General features: G+C 65.2%; 24 protein-coding genes. 17 read left to right on the plus strand and 7 right to left on the minus strand.

Annotated features, from left to right (window positions below):
- Position 1: 1 nt before the first annotated feature.
- The 9 genes from FFS37_RS24260 to FFS37_RS24300 all read left to right on the plus strand — a co-directional run bounded on the left by FFS37_RS24260 (position 2) and on the right by FFS37_RS24300 (position 9152).
- Entirely contained in the window at positions 2 to 1258 is a 1257-nt protein-coding gene (locus tag FFS37_RS24260) for a flagellar hook protein FlgE (RefSeq protein ID WP_137933501.1), read from the plus strand.
- A gap of 27 nt (positions 1259 to 1285) precedes the next feature.
- A complete protein-coding gene (gene flgK, locus FFS37_RS24265) occupies positions 1286 to 2740 on the plus strand; it encodes a flagellar hook-associated protein FlgK (protein ID WP_137933502.1) in 1455 nt (484 codons plus the stop codon).
- 3 nt (positions 2741 to 2743) lie between these two features.
- On the plus strand, positions 2744 to 3787 hold the full coding sequence (locus FFS37_RS24270; protein WP_137933503.1) for a flagellar hook-associated family protein: 1044 nt from the start codon (positions 2744 to 2746) through the stop codon (positions 3785 to 3787).
- Between the two features lie 29 nt (positions 3788 to 3816).
- Entirely contained in the window at positions 3817 to 4164 is a 348-nt protein-coding gene (gene flaF, locus FFS37_RS24275) for a flagellar biosynthesis regulator FlaF (RefSeq protein ID WP_137933504.1), read from the plus strand.
- The gene (gene flbT / locus FFS37_RS24280; protein ID WP_137933505.1) at positions 4161 to 4604 is read left to right on the plus strand and encodes a flagellar biosynthesis repressor FlbT; all 444 of its coding nucleotides are present in this window, start codon (positions 4161 to 4163) and stop codon (positions 4602 to 4604) included. The genes flaF and flbT overlap by 4 nt, the downstream gene beginning before the upstream one ends.
- Positions 4604 to 5011 (plus strand): flagellar hook assembly protein FlgD, encoded by a 408-nt coding sequence (flgD, locus tag FFS37_RS24285; protein WP_137933506.1) that lies wholly within the window; start codon positions 4604 to 4606, stop codon positions 5009 to 5011. The genes flbT and flgD overlap by 1 nt, the downstream gene beginning before the upstream one ends.
- A 13-nt stretch (positions 5012 to 5024) precedes the next feature.
- A complete protein-coding gene (gene fliQ / locus FFS37_RS24290; protein ID WP_013893193.1) occupies positions 5025 to 5291 on the plus strand; it encodes a flagellar biosynthesis protein FliQ in 267 nt (88 codons plus the stop codon).
- A 181-nt stretch (positions 5292 to 5472) separates the two neighbouring features.
- Complete coding sequence (gene asnB, locus FFS37_RS24295) at positions 5473 to 7341, plus strand: asparagine synthase (glutamine-hydrolyzing) (RefSeq protein ID WP_137933507.1); 1869 nt, start codon at positions 5473 to 5475, stop codon at positions 7339 to 7341.
- 170 nt (positions 7342 to 7511) lie between these two features.
- Positions 7512 to 9152 (plus strand): MFS transporter, encoded by a 1641-nt coding sequence (locus tag FFS37_RS24300; RefSeq protein WP_137933508.1) that lies wholly within the window; start codon positions 7512 to 7514, stop codon positions 9150 to 9152.
- 133 nt (positions 9153 to 9285) lie between these two features.
- Here FFS37_RS24300 and FFS37_RS24305 read toward each other — a convergent pair whose 3' ends face one another.
- The 3 genes from FFS37_RS24305 to FFS37_RS24315 form a co-directional block, all read right to left on the minus strand.
- A complete protein-coding gene (locus FFS37_RS24305) occupies positions 9286 to 11019 on the minus strand; it encodes a chloride channel protein (RefSeq protein ID WP_232375753.1) in 1734 nt (577 codons plus the stop codon).
- 228 nt (positions 11020 to 11247) lie between these two features.
- Positions 11248 to 11760, minus strand: a complete 513-nt coding sequence (locus FFS37_RS24310; protein ID WP_137933510.1) for a cupin domain-containing protein — start codon at positions 11758 to 11760, stop codon at positions 11248 to 11250.
- A gap of 25 nt (positions 11761 to 11785) precedes the next feature.
- Positions 11786 to 12514, minus strand: a complete 729-nt coding sequence (locus FFS37_RS24315) for an NAD-dependent epimerase/dehydratase family protein (RefSeq protein WP_137933511.1) — start codon at positions 12512 to 12514, stop codon at positions 11786 to 11788.
- Positions 12515 to 12576: 62 nt separating this feature from the next.
- On the opposite strand from FFS37_RS24315, the gene FFS37_RS24320 reads away from it, so the two are divergent.
- Positions 12577 to 13059 carry a MarR family winged helix-turn-helix transcriptional regulator gene (locus FFS37_RS24320; protein WP_137933512.1) on the plus strand — a complete coding sequence of 161 codons (483 nt, stop codon included), beginning with the start codon at positions 12577 to 12579 and terminating at the stop codon, positions 13057 to 13059.
- A gap of 33 nt (positions 13060 to 13092) precedes the next feature.
- Here FFS37_RS24320 and FFS37_RS24325 read toward each other — a convergent pair whose 3' ends face one another.
- Positions 13093 to 13392 carry a putative quinol monooxygenase gene (locus tag FFS37_RS24325; protein WP_137933513.1) on the minus strand — a complete coding sequence of 100 codons (300 nt, stop codon included), beginning with the start codon at positions 13390 to 13392 and terminating at the stop codon, positions 13093 to 13095.
- Positions 13393 to 13508: 116 nt separating this feature from the next.
- On the opposite strand from FFS37_RS24325, the gene flhA reads away from it, so the two are divergent.
- The 3 genes from flhA to FFS37_RS24340 are packed head-to-tail and all read left to right on the plus strand — an operon-like array spanning position 13509 to position 16727.
- The gene (flhA, locus tag FFS37_RS24330; protein ID WP_137933514.1) at positions 13509 to 15596 is read left to right on the plus strand and encodes a flagellar biosynthesis protein FlhA; all 2088 of its coding nucleotides are present in this window, start codon (positions 13509 to 13511) and stop codon (positions 15594 to 15596) included.
- A complete protein-coding gene (gene fliR / locus FFS37_RS24335; RefSeq protein ID WP_137933515.1) occupies positions 15593 to 16345 on the plus strand; it encodes a flagellar biosynthetic protein FliR in 753 nt (250 codons plus the stop codon). Before flhA ends, fliR begins: the two co-directional genes overlap by 4 nt.
- Before the next feature lies 1 nt (position 16346).
- Entirely contained in the window at positions 16347 to 16727 is a 381-nt protein-coding gene (locus FFS37_RS24340) for a hypothetical protein (RefSeq protein WP_137933516.1), read from the plus strand.
- 18 nt (positions 16728 to 16745) lie between these two features.
- On the opposite strand, the gene FFS37_RS24345 is transcribed toward FFS37_RS24340, so the two are convergent.
- The gene (locus FFS37_RS24345; protein ID WP_171026392.1) at positions 16746 to 17720 is read right to left on the minus strand and encodes a glycosyltransferase family 8 protein; all 975 of its coding nucleotides are present in this window, start codon (positions 17718 to 17720) and stop codon (positions 16746 to 16748) included.
- A gap of 332 nt (positions 17721 to 18052) precedes the next feature.
- Here FFS37_RS24345 and FFS37_RS24350 point away from each other — a divergent pair, with 332 nt between their 5' ends.
- The 4 genes from FFS37_RS24350 to FFS37_RS24365 all read left to right on the plus strand — a co-directional run bounded on the left by FFS37_RS24350 (position 18053) and on the right by FFS37_RS24365 (position 20123).
- A complete protein-coding gene (locus FFS37_RS24350) occupies positions 18053 to 18661 on the plus strand; it encodes a rod-binding protein (protein ID WP_171026393.1) in 609 nt (202 codons plus the stop codon).
- Between the two features lie 13 nt (positions 18662 to 18674).
- A complete protein-coding gene (locus FFS37_RS24355; RefSeq protein WP_137933518.1) occupies positions 18675 to 19100 on the plus strand; it encodes a hypothetical protein in 426 nt (141 codons plus the stop codon).
- A gap of 20 nt (positions 19101 to 19120) precedes the next feature.
- The gene (locus FFS37_RS24360; RefSeq protein WP_137933519.1) at positions 19121 to 19642 is read left to right on the plus strand and encodes a hypothetical protein; all 522 of its coding nucleotides are present in this window, start codon (positions 19121 to 19123) and stop codon (positions 19640 to 19642) included.
- A gap of 196 nt (positions 19643 to 19838) precedes the next feature.
- Positions 19839 to 20123, plus strand: a complete 285-nt coding sequence (locus FFS37_RS24365) for an SCP2 sterol-binding domain-containing protein (RefSeq protein ID WP_137933520.1) — start codon at positions 19839 to 19841, stop codon at positions 20121 to 20123.
- A 74-nt stretch (positions 20124 to 20197) separates the two neighbouring features.
- On the opposite strand, the gene FFS37_RS24370 is transcribed toward FFS37_RS24365, so the two are convergent.
- Both FFS37_RS24370 and odc2 read right to left on the minus strand, forming a co-directional pair.
- Positions 20198 to 20800 (minus strand): GNAT family N-acetyltransferase, encoded by a 603-nt coding sequence (locus FFS37_RS24370; RefSeq protein WP_137933521.1) that lies wholly within the window; start codon positions 20798 to 20800, stop codon positions 20198 to 20200.
- Positions 20801 to 20940: 140 nt separating this feature from the next.
- Entirely contained in the window at positions 20941 to 22074 is a 1134-nt protein-coding gene (gene odc2 / locus FFS37_RS24375) for an ornithine/lysine decarboxylase (protein WP_137933522.1), read from the minus strand.
- Between the last annotated feature and the right edge of the window lie 5 nt (positions 22075 to 22079).

Raw genomic sequence — 22079 nt, forward strand, 5'->3', positions numbered from 1 at the left:
GATGAGCCTCTACGGAATGATGCGGACCGGCGTTTCCGGCATGAACGCCCAGGCAAACCGCCTCTCGACGACAGCCGACAACATCGCCAATTCCGACACCACCGGTTACAAGCGATCCTCTGCCGAATTCTCGACGCTGATCATGCCGTCGACGGGCGGCGCCTATAATTCCGGCGGCGTCACCACGACGATCCGGCAGGCGGTCAGCGATCCCGGCGTGCTGCAATACACCACCTCTGTCTCCGATCTCGCCGTCAGCGGCGATGGCTTCTTTGTCGTCCAGGACCCTAGCGGCACGCCGTTCCTGACCCGCGCCGGCGCCTTCGTTCCGGATGCACAGGGCAGGCTGGTCAACGCGGCCGGTTTTCAGTTGATGGCATACAGCTACGCCAACGGCGTGCCGGCGGCGACGGTTAACGGCTTCGAAGGTCTCGTGCCCGTCGTCATCTCAGACCAGGGACTGACTGCAACGCCGAGCACCGCGGGCGTGTTCAGCGGCAATCTGCCGGCGGGCGCGACACCGGTCGCCACCGCCAACCTGCCCGGAGCCAACGCCGCCACCGCGCAGTACACCCAGAAATCGTCGATGGTCACCTATGACAATCTCGGCAACAAAAAGCTGCTCGACGTCTACTTCACCAACACCGGCGCCGGCACCTGGCAGGTGGCGGTCTTCGATCAGTCGAAGGCGACACCTGGCACATCGTTCCCCTACACAGGCGGCGCACTCGGCACGGCCAATCTGACCTTCGACACCAACACCGGCAAGCTCACCGGCACGCCCACCGACGTCACGTTCACCGTGCCGGGCGGCGCCAGCCTCGATCTCGACCTGTCAAAGCTGACCCAGCTCGGGACCGGCTACACGGTTTCCGACGCCCAGGTTAACGGCAACGCGCCAAGCACGATCGACAAGGTCCAGATCGGCAAGGACGGCATCATCTACGCCCAGTACAAGGATGGTTCCACCAAGGCGCTCTACAAGATCCCGCTGGCCGACGTGCAGAGCCCCGACCAGCTCAAGGCCCTCCCCGGCAACGTCTACTCGCAGGGCACCGACTCCGGTGCGATCCGCGTCGGATTCGCCAACGAGGGCAAGCTCGGCTCGATCATCTCGGGCGCGCTCGAAAATTCCAACGTCGATATCGCCGAGGAATTGACCGACATGATCGCGGCGCAGCGCAGCTACACCGCCAACTCGAAAGTCTTCCAGACCGGTTCCGATCTGATGGACGTCCTTGTCAACCTGAAGAGATAAACCGGGCGCCGCCCGTGAAAGACCAGCATGTCGCTATCCTCCGCATTGAGTATCGCCCAATCGGCGCTTATGGCCACCTCGCGCCAGACCAGCGTGGTTACGCGCAACGTCTCCGATGCCTCCAATGCGGATTACACGCGCCGCATCGCCCTCGTCACCAGCACGTCGCCCGGTGCGCGATCGGTCGATATCCAGCGCGTAACCAACGACCTGCTCTTCAGGCAGAACCTCAGCGCCCTGTCCGCCTATAGCGGGCAGAGCGCCCTCTACAGCGGCATGGATCAGCTGAACGTCTCGGTGAACGGCGTCGACAATGCCGCCTCGCCCTCGACCGCGATCGGCAACCTGCAGCAGGCGCTGCAGCTCTACGCCACCTCGCCCTCCAACCAGAACCTCGGCTCCAGCGTCATCGACGCGGCCAAGCAGGTGGTGCGCTCGCTGAACGAAGGCTCCAAGGCCATCCAGGATTTCCGCACACAGGCCGACAGTCAGATCGACACGGCGGTGAAGGACCTCAACTCGCTGCTCAGCCAGTTCCAGGACGCCAACCAGGCGGTGATTTCCGGAACGCGTTCCGGCACCGATGTCTCCGACGCGCTTGACCAGCGCGACGGGCTCCTCAAGAAGATCGCCAACTATGTTCCGGTCACCACCTTCACCCGTGGCGACAATGACATGGTCATCACCACGGGCGACGGCACGACGCTCTTCGAGACCATTCCGCGCACGGTCAGCTTTGCCCCGTCCTCGGGTTATGCCGCGGGCGCGGCCGGCAACTCCGTCTATATCGACAATGTGCCCGTTTCAGCCGGGACCGGCGGCAACACCACCGGCAGCGGCACGATCGCCGGCCTTCTGCAGTTGCGCGATGACGTCGCCTCGACCATGCAGAGCCAGCTCGACGAGACGGCCCGCGGCCTGATCACTGCCTTTGCCGAGACCGCGCCTTCGATGCCCAACGCCACCGGCCTGTTCACGTGGTCGGGGGCGCCGGCCGTGCCGGCCGCCGGCACGCTGGTCAATGGCCTTGCCGCGTCGATCAGCGTCAACGCGGCGATGGATCCGTCCGCCGGCGGCAATCCGAACTTGCTGCGCGATGGCGGCGCCAACGGCGCGGCCTACGTCGCCAACACCAGCGGCGGCGCGTCCTATTCGACCCTTCTGGTCGCCTATGGCGACCGGCTCGACAAGCCGATGACCTTCGACCCGGCCGCCGGCATTTCGGCGACGTCGAGCGTCGCCGACTATGCCGCCAATTCGATCGGCTGGCTGCAGAGCATGCGCCAGCAGGCTTCGACGGCCGCCGATGCCAAGGAGGCCCTGGCCCAGCGCAGCGCCAGTGCCTTGTCGAACGCGACCGGCGTGAATGTCGATCAGGAAATGTCGCTGATGCTCGATCTCGAGCACACCTATCAGGCATCCGCCCGGATGATGAAGACCATCGACGACATGATGTCGGCGCTGTTGAACGCGGTGGGATAAGCCATGACTTCAGTTTCTTCTGCGGCCATTTCGAACGCCATGCGCTATCAGCAGATGCGCATGCAGGCGGACCTCGTCAAAGCCACGAAGGAATCCTCCACCGGCAAGGTCGCCGATGTCGGCCTGGCGCTGGGTGGGCGAACCGCTCAATCCGTCACCTTCTCGCGTGACCTCGACCGCCTCAACGTCATCGTCGATTCCAACGGGTTGGTCGCCGCCCGTCTCTCGTCGACCCAGACCTCGCTCGGCCAGCTCTCCAGTGTCGCGCAGACCTTCCTGTCCAGCCTGACATCGGCGACATCGGGCGATTCGTCCCAGAGCCTGACCCAATCCGCCGGCACCAACACCGCGCAGCAGCTCGCCTCGATCCTGAACACCTCCGTCAATGGCGAGTACCTGTTCGCCGGCACCAACACCGACGTCAAGCCGATCAACGATTTCACCGCCGCGGGCTCGCCGGCCAAGGCCGCCTTCGACGCCTCCTTCGTCGCGAAATTCGGCTTCACGCCCAGCGATCCGGCCGCGGCCAACATCACCGCCGCCCAGATGGACGACTTCATCACCAACGACGTCGCACCGCAGTTCATGGGCGCGGGCTGGCAGGCCAACATATCGAATGCCACGGATCGGCAGATCGTCAGCCGTATCGCGCTCAACGAAACCACCGAGACCTCGACCGGCGCCAACAGCGACGGCATCAAGAAACTCGCCATGGCCGCCGCACTGGTCTCCAGCCTGATGACCAGCAACGTAAGCCAGGCGGCGAAAAACACCATCGTCAGCCGCTCCCAGACACTGGTCGGCGAAGCGTTGAGCGGCATCGCCCAGGTCCAGTCCCAGACCGGCATCGTGCAGAAGCGCGTCTCCGACGCCAGCGACCGCATGAAGACCCAGGTCGACCTGTTCGAACGCCATATCCTCGATCTCGAAGCCGTCGACCCGGCGGAAGCCGCGACCCGCGTCGCCAATCTGACGCAGCAGATCGAGAACTCCTTCGCTCTGACGGCACGCCTGCAGCAGCTCAGCCTGCTGAATTACCTGACCTGACACCTCTCAACGGAACGGTAGAGCCGACGATGTACCAATTCTCCTACGCCGATATCCAGAGCACCTCCGTTTCCGATGCGAAGGAGCGCGAGCGGGACCTGCTGACGCGCTCGATCGACATGCTGTCGGCGGCGGCGGCGATCGGCCCCGATTCGATGGAGGCCGTGGAGGCGCTGCATTTCACCAACCGCGTCTGGACCGCCTTCGTCGAGGATCTCGGCTCCAGCGAGAACGCGCTTCCCAAGGAACTGCGCGCCAATCTGATTTCCATCGGCCTGTGGCTGCTGCGCGAGGCGGAGGATATCCGCCAGGGCCGCACCAACAATTTTGAAGGACTGATCGAAGTCTCCCAGATCATCCGCGACGGCATTCAATGACCAACACGCTGAAAATCTCGTTGAAGCCCAACGAGAAGATCTACATCAACGGCGCGGTCATCCGCGTCGACCGCAAGGTCACGGTTGAACTGATGAACGACGTGCAGTTTCTGCTCGAAAGCCATGTGATCCAGGCCGAGGACGCCTCGACGCCGCTCAGGCAGCTCTACTTCATCGTCCAGGTCATGCTGATCAATCCCGCTGGCGCCAGCGAAGCGCGCGAGATGTTCCGCCGCTCGCTGCCGCTACTCATCGCGAGTTTCGAGGATGCCGAGATCGGCAGCGCCCTGAAACAGATCGACCGCATGGTCGGAGAAGACCATATCTATGAGGCCTTGAAAGCGATCCGTTCGCTCTATCCTCTCGAACGCCGCGCGCTTGGCGGCAATGACGATGTTCCGGGCGCCGTGCGCCCGCTGGCCGTGGGAGCACGATACTGATGACCGTGGATATGACGACGACAATTCCGATTGGCGCCAACCAGACCACCTCGCAAACCTCCAAGACAGCTGTCGATTATAATTCGTTCCTGAAGCTTCTGATCGCCGAGATGAAGAACCAGGATCCGACCAAGCCGATGGATTCGACGCAGTATGTCGCTCAGCTCGCCACCTTCTCGCAGGTCGAGCAATCGGTGCAGACCAACACCAAGCTCGGCCAGATCATGCAGTCTACGGCGCTGTCGCAGGCGGACTCCCTCATCGGCCGCAACATCACCTCGGCCGACGGCAAGACCACCGGCACGGTGGCCTCGGTGACGCTTGGCAGCAACGGACTGATCGCGGTGCTGCAGGACGGCACCACCGTTCCCGTCGGCGCGGGCGTCTCGATCAAGCCGGCGAGCTAGGCCGACCTCCAAGATGAACGAGGCCGACGCGCTAGACATCGTCCAGTACGCGGTGTGGACGGTGCTGACCGCGTCCGCGCCTGTCGTGCTGGTCGCCATGGCGGTCGGCATCGGCATCGCTCTCATCCAGGCGCTGACCCAGGTCCAGGAAATCACCTTGACCTTCGTGCCCAAGATCGTCGCCATCATGCTGGTGGTGGCGCTCACGGGACCGTTCATCGGCGGCCAGATATCTGCCTTCACCAACGTCATCTTCGAGCGCATCCAGAACGGGTTCTGAACTCCCGCCTGAAGGCTGAGCAGCCTGTGCCGGCGATATCCCAGGCCGCGGTCAGCTTGCGGTCGGCGGGGTTCCGGCTAGATTGCCGTGTCGACCACTCCCGCCAGGCAATCATTCCGATGGCTTTTCGCAAAAACCAGGACCAGCCCGGACCGGTCGGCGGCCCACGCATCGGCGACCCATGTGCGGCATAGCCGGCGTCTGGCGCAAGCGGAACCCGATCGGCGGCGGCGATCTCGCCGATGTCGGCCGCATGACGCAGGCATTGGCGCATCGCGGTCCTGACGACCATGCCGGCTGGAACGACGGCCGCCTCGCATTGGGGCACCGGCGGCTGTCCATCATCGATCTGTCGGCGCAGGCGCGCGAGCCGATGCTGACCGCCTGTGGCCAGGGCGTGCTGGTCTACAATGGCGAGGTCTACAACTACCGGTCACTGCGCGGGACGCTGGAGGCCGAAGGCAGGCGGTTCCGGACGGTTTCGGATGCGGAGGTGGTGCTCGAAGCCTTGCACCACTGGGGACCAGACAAGGCCATCCCGCTGTTCGACGGCATGTTTTCTCTTGCCTATTTCGACATGCGCACCGTCACGCTCTGGTTGGCGCGGGACCGTCTCGGCATCAAGCCGATGTCGGTGGCCGAGACACCGGAGCGGATCCTGTTCGCGTCCGAGGACAAGGCGGTCCTCGCCTGCGACGACGTCGCGCGCGCGATCAATGCGCGCGAGATTACCTTGCGCCTGGCCTGGCAGAGCCGCGACTCCAGTTCCAGCCTGTTCGAGGGCATCGAGCGGCTGCCGCCGGCGGGCCTGTGGAAGATCAGCGAGACCGGCATCGAGAAGCGTCATTTCTGGCATGTCCTCGATGTGCTCGACGCGGCCCGCATCGCCGGTGACACAGCCAGCGACGCCGAACGGGTGGCGTCCCTGGAAGCCCTGATCCAGGACAGCGTCGGTCTCCACTGCATCGCCGATGCCAGCGTGGCCTCGGCCTGCAGCGGCGGCGTCGATTCCGGCCTGGTTACGACGTTGGCGAAGAGATTCCGGCCGGAGATGTCGGCGTATGTCGTCGACCCGCGCCTCGGCCACAGCGAGGCGGCGGACGCGGAGCGCACCGCGCGCCACGCCGGCGTGCCGCTGCACAGGGTGCCGGTCGACAAGACCCGGTTCCTCGACCTGTGGCCGAGAGCCATCTGGCATCTGGAAAGCGACGGCTGGCACGCCAGCCATGTCTGCCTGCTGGCGCTTGCCGAACAGTGCCGGGCCGACGGCATCAAGGTGCTTTTGACAGGGGAAGGCGCCGACGAGCTGTTCGGCGGTTACGACTGGCAGGAAGCCAGTATGCGGATGTGGCGCCCCTGGTCATGGCCAGCACGCTTGTTCCGCTCCAGGAGCGGGCTTGCCCGCAGGTTCGAGCGCCAGCGTGACGCCCCTTTCCGGACATCGGTCGCGGGAGCCCGCGCCTGGGACCGCAACATCGTCTTGAGATCGCTGTCTCCGGAACTCAACTTCCTCCAGACGAAGATCTTCGACAGGCTGGAGCCGGTGGCATCGCTCAGCGACCGTGCGTTCCTCGGCTGCTGCCTGCATGACATGTATAGCCATCTGCAGGATCTGTTGAACAGGCATGACCGGCTGAGCATGGCGGCCTCGGTCGAACTGAGGGTGCCGTTCCTCGAAAACCGGCTGATCGACTTCGCCATCCATCTGCCGAGACGGCACAAATACCGTGGCAAACAGGGCAAATGGCTTTTGAAGAGAGTGGCGGAAAAACACATTCCGTCCCAGAACGTGAAAGCACCCAAGAACGGCTTCCAGGTATCGAGCAATTTCACCGCCGGCTCGGAAGGCCTGTTGCGTGGCGGCTTGTTGCGCGACGCCATGAAGTGGCCTTCGGCTTCCGTCGAGGACTTGATCGGCCTGGCGAAACGCGACGAGCCGTCGCGGCTGCGGCTGGTCGGCATGGAGCTTTTCCTGCGCCTGCATGCCGCCGGTGAGAGCACCGGCAACCTCAGCGAAGCGCTGCACGCCTCGGTCAGGCAGACGCGTTGAACGGTCACGCCGCCGGCCGGCGGATGCGTGGCCCTTCGCTATCTCCCTTTTGGACCATGATCTTGCACGCAAGACGTTCGCCCTTTGCGGCGCCCTGCCATAGTTTCGGCAAATGATGCGGAGAAACGGATCGCCGCAAGGATCAGCACGTCCGTGGCAGGAACCATCAGATGATTGACGAAAAGCCGGAGGAAGGCGTCTCGGCTCTGGCGCCGTTCCGGCATGGCATCTTCCGCGCGGTCTGGGCCGCAAGCCTCGTTTCCAATTTCGGCGGCCTGATCCAGGGCGTCGGCGCGGCCTGGATGATGACCACGATCGCCACCTCGCCCTATCAGGTGGCGCTGGTCCAGGCTTCGACCACGCTGCCGATCATGCTGTTCGCGCTGGTCGCCGGCGCCATCGCCGACAGTTTCGACCGGCGCAAGGTAATGCTGGTCGCCCAGACCTTCATGCTCGTCGTCTCGGTGCTCCTCACCGTCTTCACTTACTACAATCTGCTCACGCCCTGGACGCTGCTGGCCTTCACCTTCCTGATCGACAGCGGCACGGCGCTCAACAGTCCGTCGTGGCAGGCCTCCGTCGGCGACATGGTGCCCCGCAACAAGGTGCCGGCCGCCGTGGCGCTGAATTCCATGGGCTTCAACCTGACACGCAGCGTCGGCCCCGCGATCGGCGGCATCATCGTCGCGGCGGCGGGCGCGGCTGCCGCTTTCCTGGCGAATGCGGTGAGCTATATCGGCCTCATCATCGTCATGGCCCGCTGGAAGCCGAACGTGCCGGCATCGACCCTGCCGCGCGAGTCGCTCGGCGCGGCCATGGGCGCCGGCCTGCGCTACGTCGCCATGTCGCCCAACATCGGCAAGGTGCTGGTCCGGGGTGCTGCCTTCGGTTTCAGTGCCGGCGCGGTGCTGGCGCTCCTGCCGCTGGTGGCGCGCGACGTCGTCAAGGGCGACGCCTTGACCTACGGCATCATGCTCGGCTCGTTCGGCATCGGCGCCGTTGGCGGCGCGCTGATCAGCGTGCGCCTGCGGCAGCTGCTGTCGAGCGAGACGATGGTGCGCTGCGCCTTCGCCGGTTTCGCCGTCTGCGCCTTCAATGCCGCCATCAGTCACCAGGCGTGGCAGACCTCGCTGGGCCTTCTGGTGGGTGGCGCCTGCTGGGTGATCGCGCTCTCGCACTTCAACGTCACAGTCCAGATGGCGACGCCGCGCTGGGTCGTCGGCCGCGTGCTGTCGGTCTACCAGACCGCGACCTTCGGCGGCATCGCGCTCGGCAGCTGGATCTGGGGCGTCGTCGCCGACGCGCATGGCGCCGAGACGGCGCTGATCGCGGCGGCCATCGCCATGCTGGCCGGCGGCGCCATCGGCCTCGTGCTGCCGCTGCCGCAGCAGCAGGTGCTCAACCTCGATCCGCTCAACCGCTTCAAGGAACCGCACCTCGCGCTCGACCTCAAGCCGCGCAGCGGCCCGATCGCGATCATGATCGAGTACATCATCCGCCACGAGGATGAGGCGGAGTTCCTCGCCACCATGGCCGAGCGCGGCCGCATCCGCCGCCGCGACGGCGCCCGCAACTGGACATTGGCGCGCGACCTTGAAAATCCGACGATCTGGATCGAGCACTACCACACGCCGACCTGGCTCGAATATGTCAGGCACAATGGCCGCATCACCCATGCCGATGCGATGGTCGGGGAACGCCTGCGCGCCTTGCACAGCGGCGAGGAGCCGCCGCGCGTGCGCCGCGTGATCGAGCGCCCGACGACCGCTGGCACGGCGCTGGTCATGGCCAAGGGACCGATCGAGCATTAGAGCAATTCCAGGAAAAGTGCGTAGCGGTTTTCCGTTCGGAATTGCGTAAAAACAAAGGCTTAGAGCGGTTCGGCGATTCCGTGAAACGCTGAACCGCTCTAGGGCAACCGCCCCAGGGCGAGGCGCAGCGCGCCTACCCCTCGCCGGACAGATCCCGCCGCGCCTTTTCCAACTCCTCGGCATAGCGCCGCATCAGATGGCCCTCGGTCAGCAGCCCAAGCACGATGTGGTCGGAAAAGTCCTCGACCACGGCCAGTTCCTCGGCGCCGGCGCGCTGGAATGTTTCCGCCGCGGTCTGCACGTTCATGCTCGGCACCAGTACGGCGTCCTTGTACTGGGCCAGATCGCGCACCGGCACGTCGCCTTCGGAAGGATCGCTGTGCAGTTCGGCGACGATCAGAACGCCCACATATTCGTCGCCCGGAGCGACCGCGATGACGCGCTGGGCAGAACCAAGCGGAAATTCCTTGCGGAACGCGGCGAGCGTCGTGGACGCATCGATGGTCTTGATGTCCTCGCGCATCATCGAGCCGACGGTCAGGCTGCGCATCCAGCCGACATCGTGGGCGCTGCGGATCGTCTCGCCGCGCAGATGGAAGCGCCATGTCGAGAACGAGTAGCCGAAGGTTTCGCGCACCAGGATCGCTGACATGATCGAGGCCGCCAGCACCACGCCGGTCAGCGTCAGGTCGCGCGTCGATTCCAGCGCCAGGAAGGTCATCGTCAGCGGTCCGCCGACCACACCGACGGCAAGCGATGTCATGCCCACGACCGCGGCCACCGAGGGATCGATGCCGGTCGCCGGCGAGACCAGCGCCATCACCCCCGCGAAAGCCTTGCCGAGCAGCGCGCCGAGGAACAGCGAGGCGAAGAACAGGCCGCCGCGAAAGCCCGACCCCAGCGAGATGGCGGACGCGGCCAGCTTCAGGACGAAGACGCTCGCCACCACCGCCAGCCCGTAGTTCATGGCGAATTCGCGGTGCAGCGCGCCGTGGCCGCTGGACAGGACCTGCGGCGTGATCAGCCCCAGCAGGCCGACCAGGACGCCACCGATCACGGGGCGCAGCGAGGCATCGACCGACAGCCTGTTGAAGCCGCGCTCGATCAGCGTCACCAGATGCATGATGGCGATCGAAGCCGCGCCGCCAAGCAGGCCGAGCAGCAGGAAGGGAATGTACTGGCTGGCGGTGAGCTGCGGCAAGCCTGCAAGCTCCAGCGGGAACGGCACGCCTCCGAACACTTCCGCCGTCAGCGAGGCCGAGATCGCCGCCGTCATGACGGGCGCGACATTGGCGACGGAATAGATGCCGATGACCAGTTCGAAGCCGTAGAAGGCGCCGGTCAGCGGGGCATCGAAGGCAGCGGCGATGGCGCCGGCGGCACCGCAGCCGACCAGGATGCGGACGTCGTTGCGGCGCAGCCGGAAGGCACGCGCCAGCCGCGACGCCACGCCCGATCCGACCTGCGTATAGCCGGCCTCCAGCCCGACCGAGGCGCCGAAGCCGCTAGAGATCATCGTCTGGGCGGCGATGATGGAGGTATCGGTCAGCGACATGCGCCCGCCATAGAGCGCGTTGGCCTCGATCGGATCGACCGGCGTGCGGAATTTCCGCTTCCTCAGCCAGATGACGCTCAGTCCGAGCAGGACGCCACCGATCGCCGGGATCAGCGCCTGCATCGGGTTGGCCAGCGAGAACATGCCGGACAGCCGGCCGCCCGGCTGGACGCCGAACAGCAGCCCGTGCAGATCCTGCACGATCTGGCTCATGGCGGTGACCAGTATGCCCGCCATGACACCGACAATGCCGGCCAGGACGACGACGGCGATGCCGCGCGCCTCGAGCAGGGGAATTGATCGCAGCAGCACCGCTCGCAACCGGCGGGCGTAGACTTGCGGCTGGTTTCGGGGCGGTTGGTCTCTGGAAAGCACCGGGGCGGCTCGCCGATATCAAAAGCAGTGGCAGACCCGCCTGATACGCCCGGCGGCACGGCATGACAACCATAATGGCGACATCAAAGGCGCCATTATGGCCCTCGAACCCGCTGATTGCGGTCTTTCTGTCCTGGCTGGACCGAGCCCCCGCCGGAGCGGCCTTCAGTCCGGTATCGTCAGCGGCCCGCAATCGTCATCGGCAATGAAGGTCGCCAGGAGTTCGGCAGGCTCCGTTGTGCTGGCATTCTCGGCGAACAGATGGATCGCGCCCGGCGGCTCGAACCAGCTTTGCCCCTGTGTGTAGAGACCGGCGGCACTGCCCGCGAGTTGCGAGCGCAGCGTGCCTTTCAGCACGAAGGCGCTGACCGAGCCCGGATGCCGGTGACGGGGCGTATAGCCGTTCGGGGGAAACACGACGATGGCTGTGGTGATGGACTTGCCCGGCACGTTCGGAAGCTTCTCGCAGGAGAGAGGCGTGACGACCGTCTTCGGCCGCGCTCCCGCGGCACCTTCGGCATCGGCGTTCGCCATCTGCATGTGCGTTTCCATCTCGCCAGGCAGAGCGTCCCTAGTGCCCGGACCGACCCATCTCGTCGCCAGCGCGAACAGGACTGCCATGGCGCTGATGGCGATGAGGACGTGGCCGGTGCCCAAGCGCGTCTGAGTGCTGATCATGCCGATATCTCCAAAACAGGTTGTCTCAGGCAGGCAGCCGGAAGTCGGCGCGCCAGCCCAGTTCCTCAACCGCCTTTTGCGTCGAGACGGCCTGATTGGGCTCCGCCACGTTGAAGATGCCGGACTTGCCCCGGTCGAGCGCCAGCAGCGCGGCGTGGCCGGCCGCGTCGACATGAACCGGCGACACCCCGGTGGGCGCTTCGGCGCCGGTGCCGGGTCCGTAGAGCTGGCCGTAGCGCAGCACGATGCCGGCAAGCGGCGCGCTCAGCACGGCCTTTTCAAGCGCGATCACACCACCGACGCTGATGCCGCGATTTCCATCGGCATCGGCGTCCAGCGGATCGCTTTCGGTGTAAGGCTGCGCGCCTGGCGCGTAGGCCCAGGCGATGCTCTGCGCGATCAGCCGACGGACCCCGGCGGCTTCCGCCGCTGCGACGAGGTTGCGCGTGCCCTCCGCGCGGATGCGTGCGTTGCGCAGGATCGCCTCCCCCATCCTGGCCGGATCGAGACCGGCGGGCAGGTCGGTGAGTTGATGGATGACGATGTCGGAGCTCGCCGCCCGCACAGCCCGCGACAATGCGGCGGCGTCGAAGACATCGACGATCACCGGCTCGGCGCCGAGCGCGCGCAGCTCATCGGCCTTGCGCGCCTGGCGCGTCATCCCGGTCACCGCGTGTCCCGCATCCAGCAGTTGCGGCACCAGCCGCCGTCCGATCGCACCCGAGGCGCCGGCGAGAAAAATCCGATAGGCCATGGTCATCATCCTTCCACTGGCATAATATCAGTGTTCGAACAACATATAAGAGCTCTGATATTATGCGCAAGTCAAATCAGCATCCTGGCATTCCGGCTCCGGGGACAGGCAAGCGCGGCGAGGAAGGCTATCTCGGCTATCTCCTGCGGCAGGCTGCCGGCGCCTATCGGCACCGGGTGGAGCGCACGCTTGCCGATCTCGGCGTGACGCCGCCGCAATTCGCGACGCTGACCATGGTGGCCGCCTATCCCGGCCTGTCCAATGCCGACATAGCCCGGCTCGCGATGCTGACGCCGCAGACCGTCAGCGTCATCGTCGCCAACCTCGAGCGCTCGGGTTCACTGGTGCGAAAGCCGCATGCCGTCCACGGCCGCATCCTGCAGCTCGAACTCAGCGACAGCGGACAGGCTTTGCTCAAGACCTGCCGCGGCCGCGTGCACGCGATCGAGAAGGAAGTGACCGAAGGCCTGTCCCCGGAAGAAGAGCGCATCGTGAGGCGCTGGCTGGTTTCCGTGGCGACGGCCGGTGGCGCGGACAAGGACTGAATGGCCGGCGGACACGACCAGGCATCGGCCCGCTCAGGTCGGCATGGGTTCGCCTGCCTCGTAGAGCACCAGATTGCGCTCGCCAATGCCGAGCGCCGGCCAGCTTGAGCGCCAGTCGGCGATGTGCGGCGTACGGAAATGCGCATCGAGCGCCGCCCTGTCGCGCCACACCTCGGTGATGCGGACCAGCCCGGCATCGAGCACATCCTGGGCATAGCAATATTCGAGGCAGCCATCCTCTGCGCGGCTGGCGCGAACCATGCGCTCCATCACCGGCCTTGCCGCGTCGAGCCTGCCGGGCGGCAGGCGGATGGTGCCGATGATCACGAGCATGGAGCGTCCTTCGCGCGACGGATTCGCGCTGGCCAGTCTCCCACCCTCGCGCAAGCTTGGCCAGCTACCCTCGCCGCGCTGTCGCATGTTCGGCAGCCCATGGTTCGAGGATGAGAATGGCGATCAGCGAAAGCATCCAGCCCGGCGTGGTGGCCAAGAACGGCCGCGACATCTTCTTCGCGCTCGGCATCATCATCATCCTGGCCGTTCTGTTCCTGCCGATCCCGGCCTTCCTCATCGACATCGGCCTCGCCTTCTCGATCGCCCTTTCGGTGCTGATCCTGATGGTGGCGCTGTGGATCCAGCGGCCGCTCGACTTCTCCTCGTTCCCGACCGTTCTGCTGATCGCCACCATGCTGCGGCTGTCGCTCAACATCGCCACCACCCGCATGATCCTGTCGCACGGCAACGAGGGCACGCACGCCGCCGGCTATGTCATCGCCGGCTTCTCCAAGCTGGTGATGGCCAGCGACTTCGTCATCGGCCTGATCGTCTTCATGATCCTCATCGTGGTGAACTTCATCGTCATCACCAAGGGCGCCACGCGTATCGCCGAGGTGGGCGCCCGCTTCACCCTCGACGCCATCCCCGGCAAGCAGATGTCGATCGACGCCGATCTCTCCGCCGGCATGATCGACGACAAGACCGCGCAGCTGCGCCGTCGCGAACTGGAGGAAGAATCCTCCTTCTTCGGCTCGATGGACGGTGCCTCGAAATTCGTGCGCGGCGACGCCATCGCCGGCCTCATCATCACCGCCATCAACATCGTCGGCGGCATCGCCATCGGCTATCTCAGGCACAATATGGGCATGGGCGAAGCCGCCGACGTGTTCATCAAGCTGTCGGTGGGCGACGGCCTGGTCACGCAGATCCCGGCGCTCATCGTTTCGCTCGCGGCCGGCCTGCTGGTTTCCAAGGGCGGCACGCGCGGCTCGGCCAACCAGGCCGTGTTCGGCCAGCTCGGCGCCCATCCCCGCGCACTCTATGTGGCCGCAGCACTTCTGGTGCTGCTTGGCCTGATGCCCGGCCTGCCCTTCTTCCCCTTCTTCGCGCTGGCCGGCGGCATGGCCGGCCTGGGCTATGTCATTCCGATGCGCCACAACCGGGCGCTCGCCGAGGCCGAGGCCGTGAAGAACCAGGAAAAGGTGACCAAGGCCGAGGAAGAGAAGAACTCGGTCAAGGCCTCGCTCGCCACCGCCGAGATCGAACTTCTGATCGGCAAGCAGCTTTCGACCCGTCTCCTGGTCTCGCATCAGGAGCTGGTCTTCCGCATGGGCAAGATGCGCAAGAAATTCGCCCAGCAATACGGCTTCGTCGTGCCGGAAGTGCGTGTCGCCGATGATTTCGCCATCCCGCCGAAAAGCTACCAGATCAAGGTGCATGGCACGGTGGTCGCCGAATACCAGATGCGGGTCGGCGAGATCATGGTGCTGCTCGGCAGCCGCGACATTCCCCAGATACCCGGCGAGGAGATCCGCGAGCCCGCCTTCGGCATGCGCGCCTATTCCGTCATCGAGACCTTCGCCGAGGATCTGAAGCGCGAGAACTACACCTTCGCCGACAACATGTCGGTGCTGCTCACCCATCTCTCCGAGGTCATCCGCAACAACCTGCCGCAGCTTCTGTCCTACAAGGACATGAAGGCGCTGCTGGAGCGCCAGGACCAGGAATACCGCAAGCTCGCCGACGAGATCTGCACCTCGCACATCTCCTATCCCGGCCTCCAGGCGGTGCTGAAACTGCTGCTGGCGGAACGTGTCTCGATCCGCAACCTGCACCTGATCATCGAGGCGATCGCCGAGATCGCGCCGCATGTGCGCCGCACCGAGCAGATCGTCGAACATGTGCGCATCCGCATGGCGCAGCAGATCTGCGGCGACCTTTCCGAAGGCGGCGTGCTCAAGGTGCTGCGTCTCGGCAACCGCTGGGATCTTGCCTTCCACCAGAGCCTCAAGCGCGACGCCAAGGGCGAGGTGCGCGAGTTCGACATCGATCCGCGCCAGCTCGAGGAGTTCGGCCAGGACGCCACCAAGGCGATCAAGAAACATCTCGAGGCCGGCGAGCGCTTCGTGCTCGTCACCGCGCCGGACGCCCGCCCCTATGTGCGCATGATCATCGAGCGGCTGTTCACCACGCTGCCGGTGCTCTCCCATGTCGAAATCGCCAAGGGCGTCGAGATCAGGGTGCTCGGGACCATATCGTGAGCGTTCTGTCGCAAGGCGTCGTCATCGCGGCGTTCCTCGCCTTCTGCCGCATCGGCGCCTGCTTCATGCTGATGCCGGGCCTGTCCAGCGCCCGCGTCCCGGCCCAGGTCCGTCTGTTCGTGGCGATCGCCGCCACCGGCGGCCTGCTCGCCTTCCTGTGGGACAAGATCTTTCCCTTCGTCGATCCGCGCCCGCAGATCCTGGTGCCGATGATCATCTCCGAACTGCTGGTCGGCGGACTGATCGGCGCCATGACGAGGCTCTACATGGAGGGGCTGCGCTTCATGGGCTCGGCCATCGCCATGCTCATCGGCTATGGCGGCTCCGGCGGGCCGGCCATCGAGGAGCCGGAACCGCAGGCGGCCCTTGCCGCCATCATTTCGTTCTCGGCGCTCCTGATGCTGTTCGTCTTCGATTTCGACCACGAGATCATTCGCGCGCTGGTCGCCTCCTACACGGTCGCGCCGGTCAACGTCTTCTTCAACCCGCAGGCGGCGCTCGTCGACATTTCCGACACCGTGTCGGACACCTTCTTCCTGGTCATCCGCCTCGGCAGCCCGTTCGTCGCCTACGCCATCCTGGTCAACCTGACGATCGGCTTCGTCAACAAGCTGACCCCGCAGATCCCGATCTATTTCATCTCCCAGCCCTTCGTCATCGCCGGCGGCATGCTGATCTTCTATTTCGCCGTTGGCACCATGCTGTCGCTGTTCGTCGACGGCTTTGTCGACCTGACGCTGGCGAGGTGACATGACAAGCCGCAAGGACCGTCTGCGCAAACTGGTGAAGGTGCAGGAACAGCTGAAGGCGCTGCACGAAACCCGTCACGCCGGCCATTTGGCGGCGGCCAACGCCGCCGAGACCGAAGCCCGGGAACTGATCGGCCATTTCGACCAGGACAATTCGCTTTCCGGCCTGTTTCCAGATCTTTATCACAACCGCATCGCCCAGGCGGTGGTGCGCCAGGAAAAGAGCCTGGAAGACGCCAGGCAGGAGGTCGGCCTCATCGCCGCCGCGACCGCGCGCACCAATATGGTCGAGCGCGCCTACAAGGACGCGCGCAACCGCGACGAGCGCGAACGCTCCGATCGCGAACGGCTGGACCTGATCGCGCAGAAGCGGCAGGAATAGCCGCAACGTTTGACGTGCCTATCGGGCGGAGCTTCCGGAAAACAGCTTTGCATGCAGGCGCCGGCGTTTTCTTTCGACCGACCTCCATGCCGGCGTGAGCGCCGTTGCGACCAACAGCCTGAGCCACCTCAGGGCCCAGAGCGGCGAGGTACGGACAGCCGCGCGCCACCAGCGGCGATAATCGGGTATGTCGACAAGATGGTCCCAAGGCTTGCAGGCGCCGGAGAAATGCAACAGCCAGGGATCGCGACGCTGCAGTGCGGCGGCGCCCTCGTCGACATAGTGACGGCGTGTTTCCCGTTCGAGCAGCCAGACCATCGTGTTCCACCTGGGATCGAGCAGGGCAACGCGGCCTCGCAGCAGCAGATTTATGGCGTCCTGGTCGCGCCAGCGAAACCTGTCCGGGTGGTCGATCACGAGTTGCCCCGCGCGCTCGCCGAACCGTTCGCGGCGAAGGGCGGCCAGATCGAGCAGCAGCATCCCGGAATTGACATAGGTGCAGTTGTCGGGGTCCCAGCCGAGCGCGTCGCGGACGTGGAGCAAATGGTCGGGGCGGCCGGTGACTTCCTCCTCGGCCAGCGCGGCATGCAGGCCGAGGTCCTGCACGGCGCCGGCCACCGCACCGCCAAGGTCGGTGGCGAGCAGCGGCCTGACGTCGGCTACCGCCAGCATATCCGCATCCAGATAGAGAACGCGATCGAGGTCTGGGAGAAACTCGCCGAGTTGCAGACGCAGCAACGCCGCGGGCGTGACATGATCCAGCAGCGCCAGGTCCCGAAACCGGTTCTCGACGTAACGCACCAACACGCGATGCGGCGCGACCCGCAGCCTTTCCAGGCGCCGGGAGCGGCGGCTGGGCGGCGCATCATGGAATACGTGAAACGTCAGCGGCGGCCCGGATGAGAGATGCACCAGCACCGAAGCGATCGTCACGGCCGCCTGATCGACATTCGCGCCGTCGACACAAAGGGCGACGCTGAGACAGCTGGTCATCTTGATCCGCCTCATGTTCCTGATCGACGCCGCCGCTCTGCGCCCCGAAGCTGACTGGGTGCGGTCAGACAGCGCTTGCTGTCGCCGGCGAGCGTCCCGACAGCCATGCCAGCGAACAGGCACGCGCCGCGATCTCTACTAGGCGATATCGGAGGCGCCGCAAGCTCAATTGACAGTGGCGCCAAATTTTCGCGCCGGGTGCTGGAATTCGAGCCTGCCCACGACCGGCATCCTCCACGCCAACAGCCAACGGGAGCGGCCGCATCGCCGCCTCCGCGCTCGGCCTGAACCAATCAGCCTTGCCCGCAAGCCTGCCACAAGCTTGTTGAGGCATGGTCTGGCTAAGGAAAACCGGCAAAAGGCGGACTTTCTTGGCTATTTCTCCACCCAGCGACATCGTCATGGATGTCGCACGAGCCGCGGAGCCGGCGGATATCGAGGCCGCCCGCGCCGCGCTGACCAAGCGCTCGGGCGGCACCGCCGGCACGTTCTCGGTCGACACGGCGGCATCGGTCGAGGCGGGCTCCATCCTGTCGCGCGCCAGCGCCGACCATGCCGTATCGGCCGATCCGGCCAAGAAGTACAAGAAGTTCGAGGCGATGGTCCTGCAGACCTTCATCCAGAACATGCTGCCCAAGGACACCGAGGGTGTCTACGGCTCGGGCCTGGCCGGCGACATGTGGAAGTCGCAGCTCGCCGAGCGCGTCGCCGACGTGATGGCTGATCGCGGCGGCATCGGCATCGCCAAGTCGCTGCTGGCGGACCACTATATGGACGGCAAGCGCAAGGTACCGATCGGCCCGATTTCGAATGGGCCCGAAAAGGCCGAGATCGACCAGCAGACCCGCCTGTCCACGTCGCTCGTCCAGGAATTGCAGCGCAAGGCCGCCAGGTCGATGACCGGCGATGACATAACCATAAAAACAGACATTAAGATCTAGACTGGGAAACACCATGGCTGACACTCCCGACTCCAACGCCAACCTGCCGGCGCGCACCGCCGCTTCGGAAGCTCAGATCGCGTTCGCGCGGCCCGGCAACCTTGCCGCCATCATCGGCCGCATCGAAGAGGTGGTCGAGGAAGAGACCGCCGGCATCCGTAATGACACCGCCTACGACCTCAAGGCGTCGAACGCCCGCAAGAGCCGCTACCTCTACGAACTGACCCGCGCCATGCGGGGCGGCAGCGAAGCCGAGTTCCTCGAACAGCATCGCGAGGGGCTGACGCGCCTGCGCCAGAAGCTGGCGAAAAACGAGGCCGCCATCCTGGCGCATCTGAGCGCCGTCAACGAAGTTGCCAGCCTGCTGCGCACCGCCATCCAGCGCGCCGAAACCGACGGCACCTATTCCGCCGGCGAGTTCGGCAGGATGAGAGGCTAGATGCCAATCCCGGGCTCCCCATGATCAAGGTCATCGCCATCGCGGTCTGGATCTGCGCCGCCACGCTCGGCGCGGTGTTCTATTCATTCCAGGCCGCGGGCGAACGCGGCGTCGGCGAGAAACCCAAACCGATGCTGGGCGGTCTGGACTACGTCAAGACCGACATCATCTCGGTGCCGCTGATCCGCGATTCCAGGATCGGTGGCTACTTCCTGGCCAAGCTCGTCTACACCGTCGAGCCGGAGCAGATAAAGAAGCTCTCCATCCCGGCCGAGGCGCTGATCACCGACCAGGTCTACAGCTATCTCTATGCCCATCCGCAGATCGACTTCACCAAAAGGGAGACGATCGACCTCGATGCCTTCCGGGCCGCGATCCGCGACACCGTCAACACCCGCGTCGGCGCCACATTGGTGCATGAGGTGCTCGTCGATCAGGTCAATTTCCTGAGCAAGGATGAAATCCGCGACAACTGGCTGCGCCGCCGGCAGGATGCCAGCACCCCGGCGTCCGAAGCGCCCAAGCCGGCCAGCGCGCACTGAGCGGCCGCCTGCCGTGGGCGCGACGCAGGTGGTTCTGACCGCCGCCGGTATCGGAACCAAGCCCAGCAATTCGCGTTGACGTAAACGTCAATCCAAAGCTATATGCGGCGGCGATCATGATCGCCAGGGATGCGGCGCGGGCTTCGACAGACCGAGGCGCCGTTGCGGGATGGATATAACCAAAAAGGAGAACAGCGTGAGCGTTCAGGAGATTGCCGAGAAGATCAAGTCGCGCGTGGCCAGCAGCGGCTTCGACCGTTCCGTGAAATTCGACACCGGCGCGGACGGCGTCATCGTCATCGACGGCGCGACCGTCTCGAACACCGATGCCCCCACCGACTGCACCATCAAGCTTTCGCTGGACGATCTGGACTCGCTGATCGCAGGCGACTTGAACCCGACCATGGCGTTCATGACCGGCAAGATCAAGGTCGAAGGCGACATGAGCGTCGCCATGGCGCTGAGCCAGTTGATCGGCTGAAGAGCCGGGCTTGGTCAAACAAAAAACGCCGCCTTTACGGCGGCGTTTTTATTTGATCGATGTTTGGCCCGACCTCAGGCTGCCAGCGTCGACGCCTGCGCCTTCAGCCTGCGGCCGGCCGCCTTGAGCGTGCCCGACGCGCCGTCGAGCGCCCCCTCCACCAGTTCCAGCGCCAGCAGCCGGTGCCGCTCGTAAGGTCCGGGCATGGCAAGCGCTCCCGTCCTGGCAGCCGAGAAGCCGAAGCGCCCATAGTACGGCGCGTCGCCGACCAGCAGGATGGCCGCGTGGCCAAGGCGCGCCGCCTCGGCCACGGCATGACGCATCAGCGCCGAACCGATGCCGGCGTTCTTGAGCGACGGATCGACGGCGAGCGGGCCAAGCAGCAGCGCCGATGCGCCGCCCTCGCCCAGCCTGACGTCCCACAACCGCACAGTGCCCATGACCGCGCCCGAAGCATCGCGCGCAACGAAGGCAAGGCCTTCCGAGGGCCGGCGGCCACGCCGCAGCTTCTCCGACGATTTTTTCCGCCGCATCGGCCCCATGGCGTCGTCCAGAAGTGCCTCGCGCGAGACAATGTCGGCCGCAGTCTCGGCAACGATGGCAACGACCCGGCTGTTCTCCCCCTCGAGGGGGGAGAATTCCACCGCACCGTCGACGATCAAATTTGCAATTTCCATTTCCGCAATCCCTGGCGAGCGGAGATCTGTTCCACAAGCGAAGCCGGGCGGACGACAAGCGCCCGCGCCGGCTGATCTGATCGATTCTCAATGCATTTTCAGGCAAAGTGTTGTCCGAAAATGCACCAAATAAAGAACCGTCAGATCACGTAGGATCGGAGAGGCTCGAAGCCGTTGAACGCGACCGCCGAGTAGGTGGTCGTGTAGGCGCCGGTGCCTTCGATCAGCACCTCGTCGCCAATGGTCAGCGACAAGGGCAGCGGATAGGGCGTCTTCTCGTACATCACGTCGGCCGAATCGCAGGTCGGGCCGGCGAGCACGCAAGGCGCGGTCTCCGAGCCGTCATGGCGGGTGACCAGCGGATAGCGGATCGCCTCGTCCATGGTCTCGGCCAGGCCGCCGAACTTGCCGATGTCGAGGAACACCCAGCGCACATTGTCGTTGTCGGCCTTCTTCGAGATCAGCACGACTTCCGACTTGATGACGCCGGCATTGCCGACCATGCCGCGGCCCGGCTCGATGATCGTCTCGGGAAGCGCGTTGCCGAAATGCTTGCGCAGCGCCGAGAAGATCGCCTGGCCGTAGGCCTGCGCCACCGGCACGTCCTTGAGGTAACGGGTCGGGAAACCGCCGCCCATGTTGACCATCTTCAGCACGATGCCTTCCTCGGCCAGCGTCGCAAACACCTTCTTGGCGTCGGCGAGCGCGCGGTCCCAGGCGGTCAGGTCGGTCTGCTGCGAGCCGACATGGAACGACACGCCATAGGCATCGAGGCCGAGGCCCTTGGCATGGCGCAGCACGTCGACGGCCATCGCGGGCACGCAACCGAACTTGCGCGACAGCGGCCACTCGGCGCCCTCGCCATCGGTCAGCACGCGGCAGAAGACGCGCGCGCCGGGAGCAACGCGGGCGATCTTGTCGACTTCCTCGACGCAGTCGACCGCGAACAGCCGGATGCCGAGCTGATAGGCGCGTGCGATGTCACGCTCCTTCTTGATGGTGTTGCCGAAGGAGATGCGGTCCGCCGGCGCACCGGCGTCCATCGCCATCTCGACTTCGGCAACGGAAGCGGTGTCGAAGGACGAGCCCATCGCAGCAAGGAGGCGCAGGATTTCCGGCGCCGGATTTGCTTTCACCGCATAGTAGATCTTGGAATCGGGCAGCGCCTTCTCGAAGGCGCGGAAATTGTCGCGCACGACATCGAGGTCGACGACGAGGCAGGGGCCGGACGGACGTCGGGTGGCGAGGAAGTCGAGGATGCGCTGGGTAGCCATCGGGT

The organism is Mesorhizobium comanense, assembly GCF_005503535.1.
Classification (GTDB): domain Bacteria; phylum Pseudomonadota; class Alphaproteobacteria; order Rhizobiales; family Rhizobiaceae; genus Mesorhizobium; species Mesorhizobium comanense.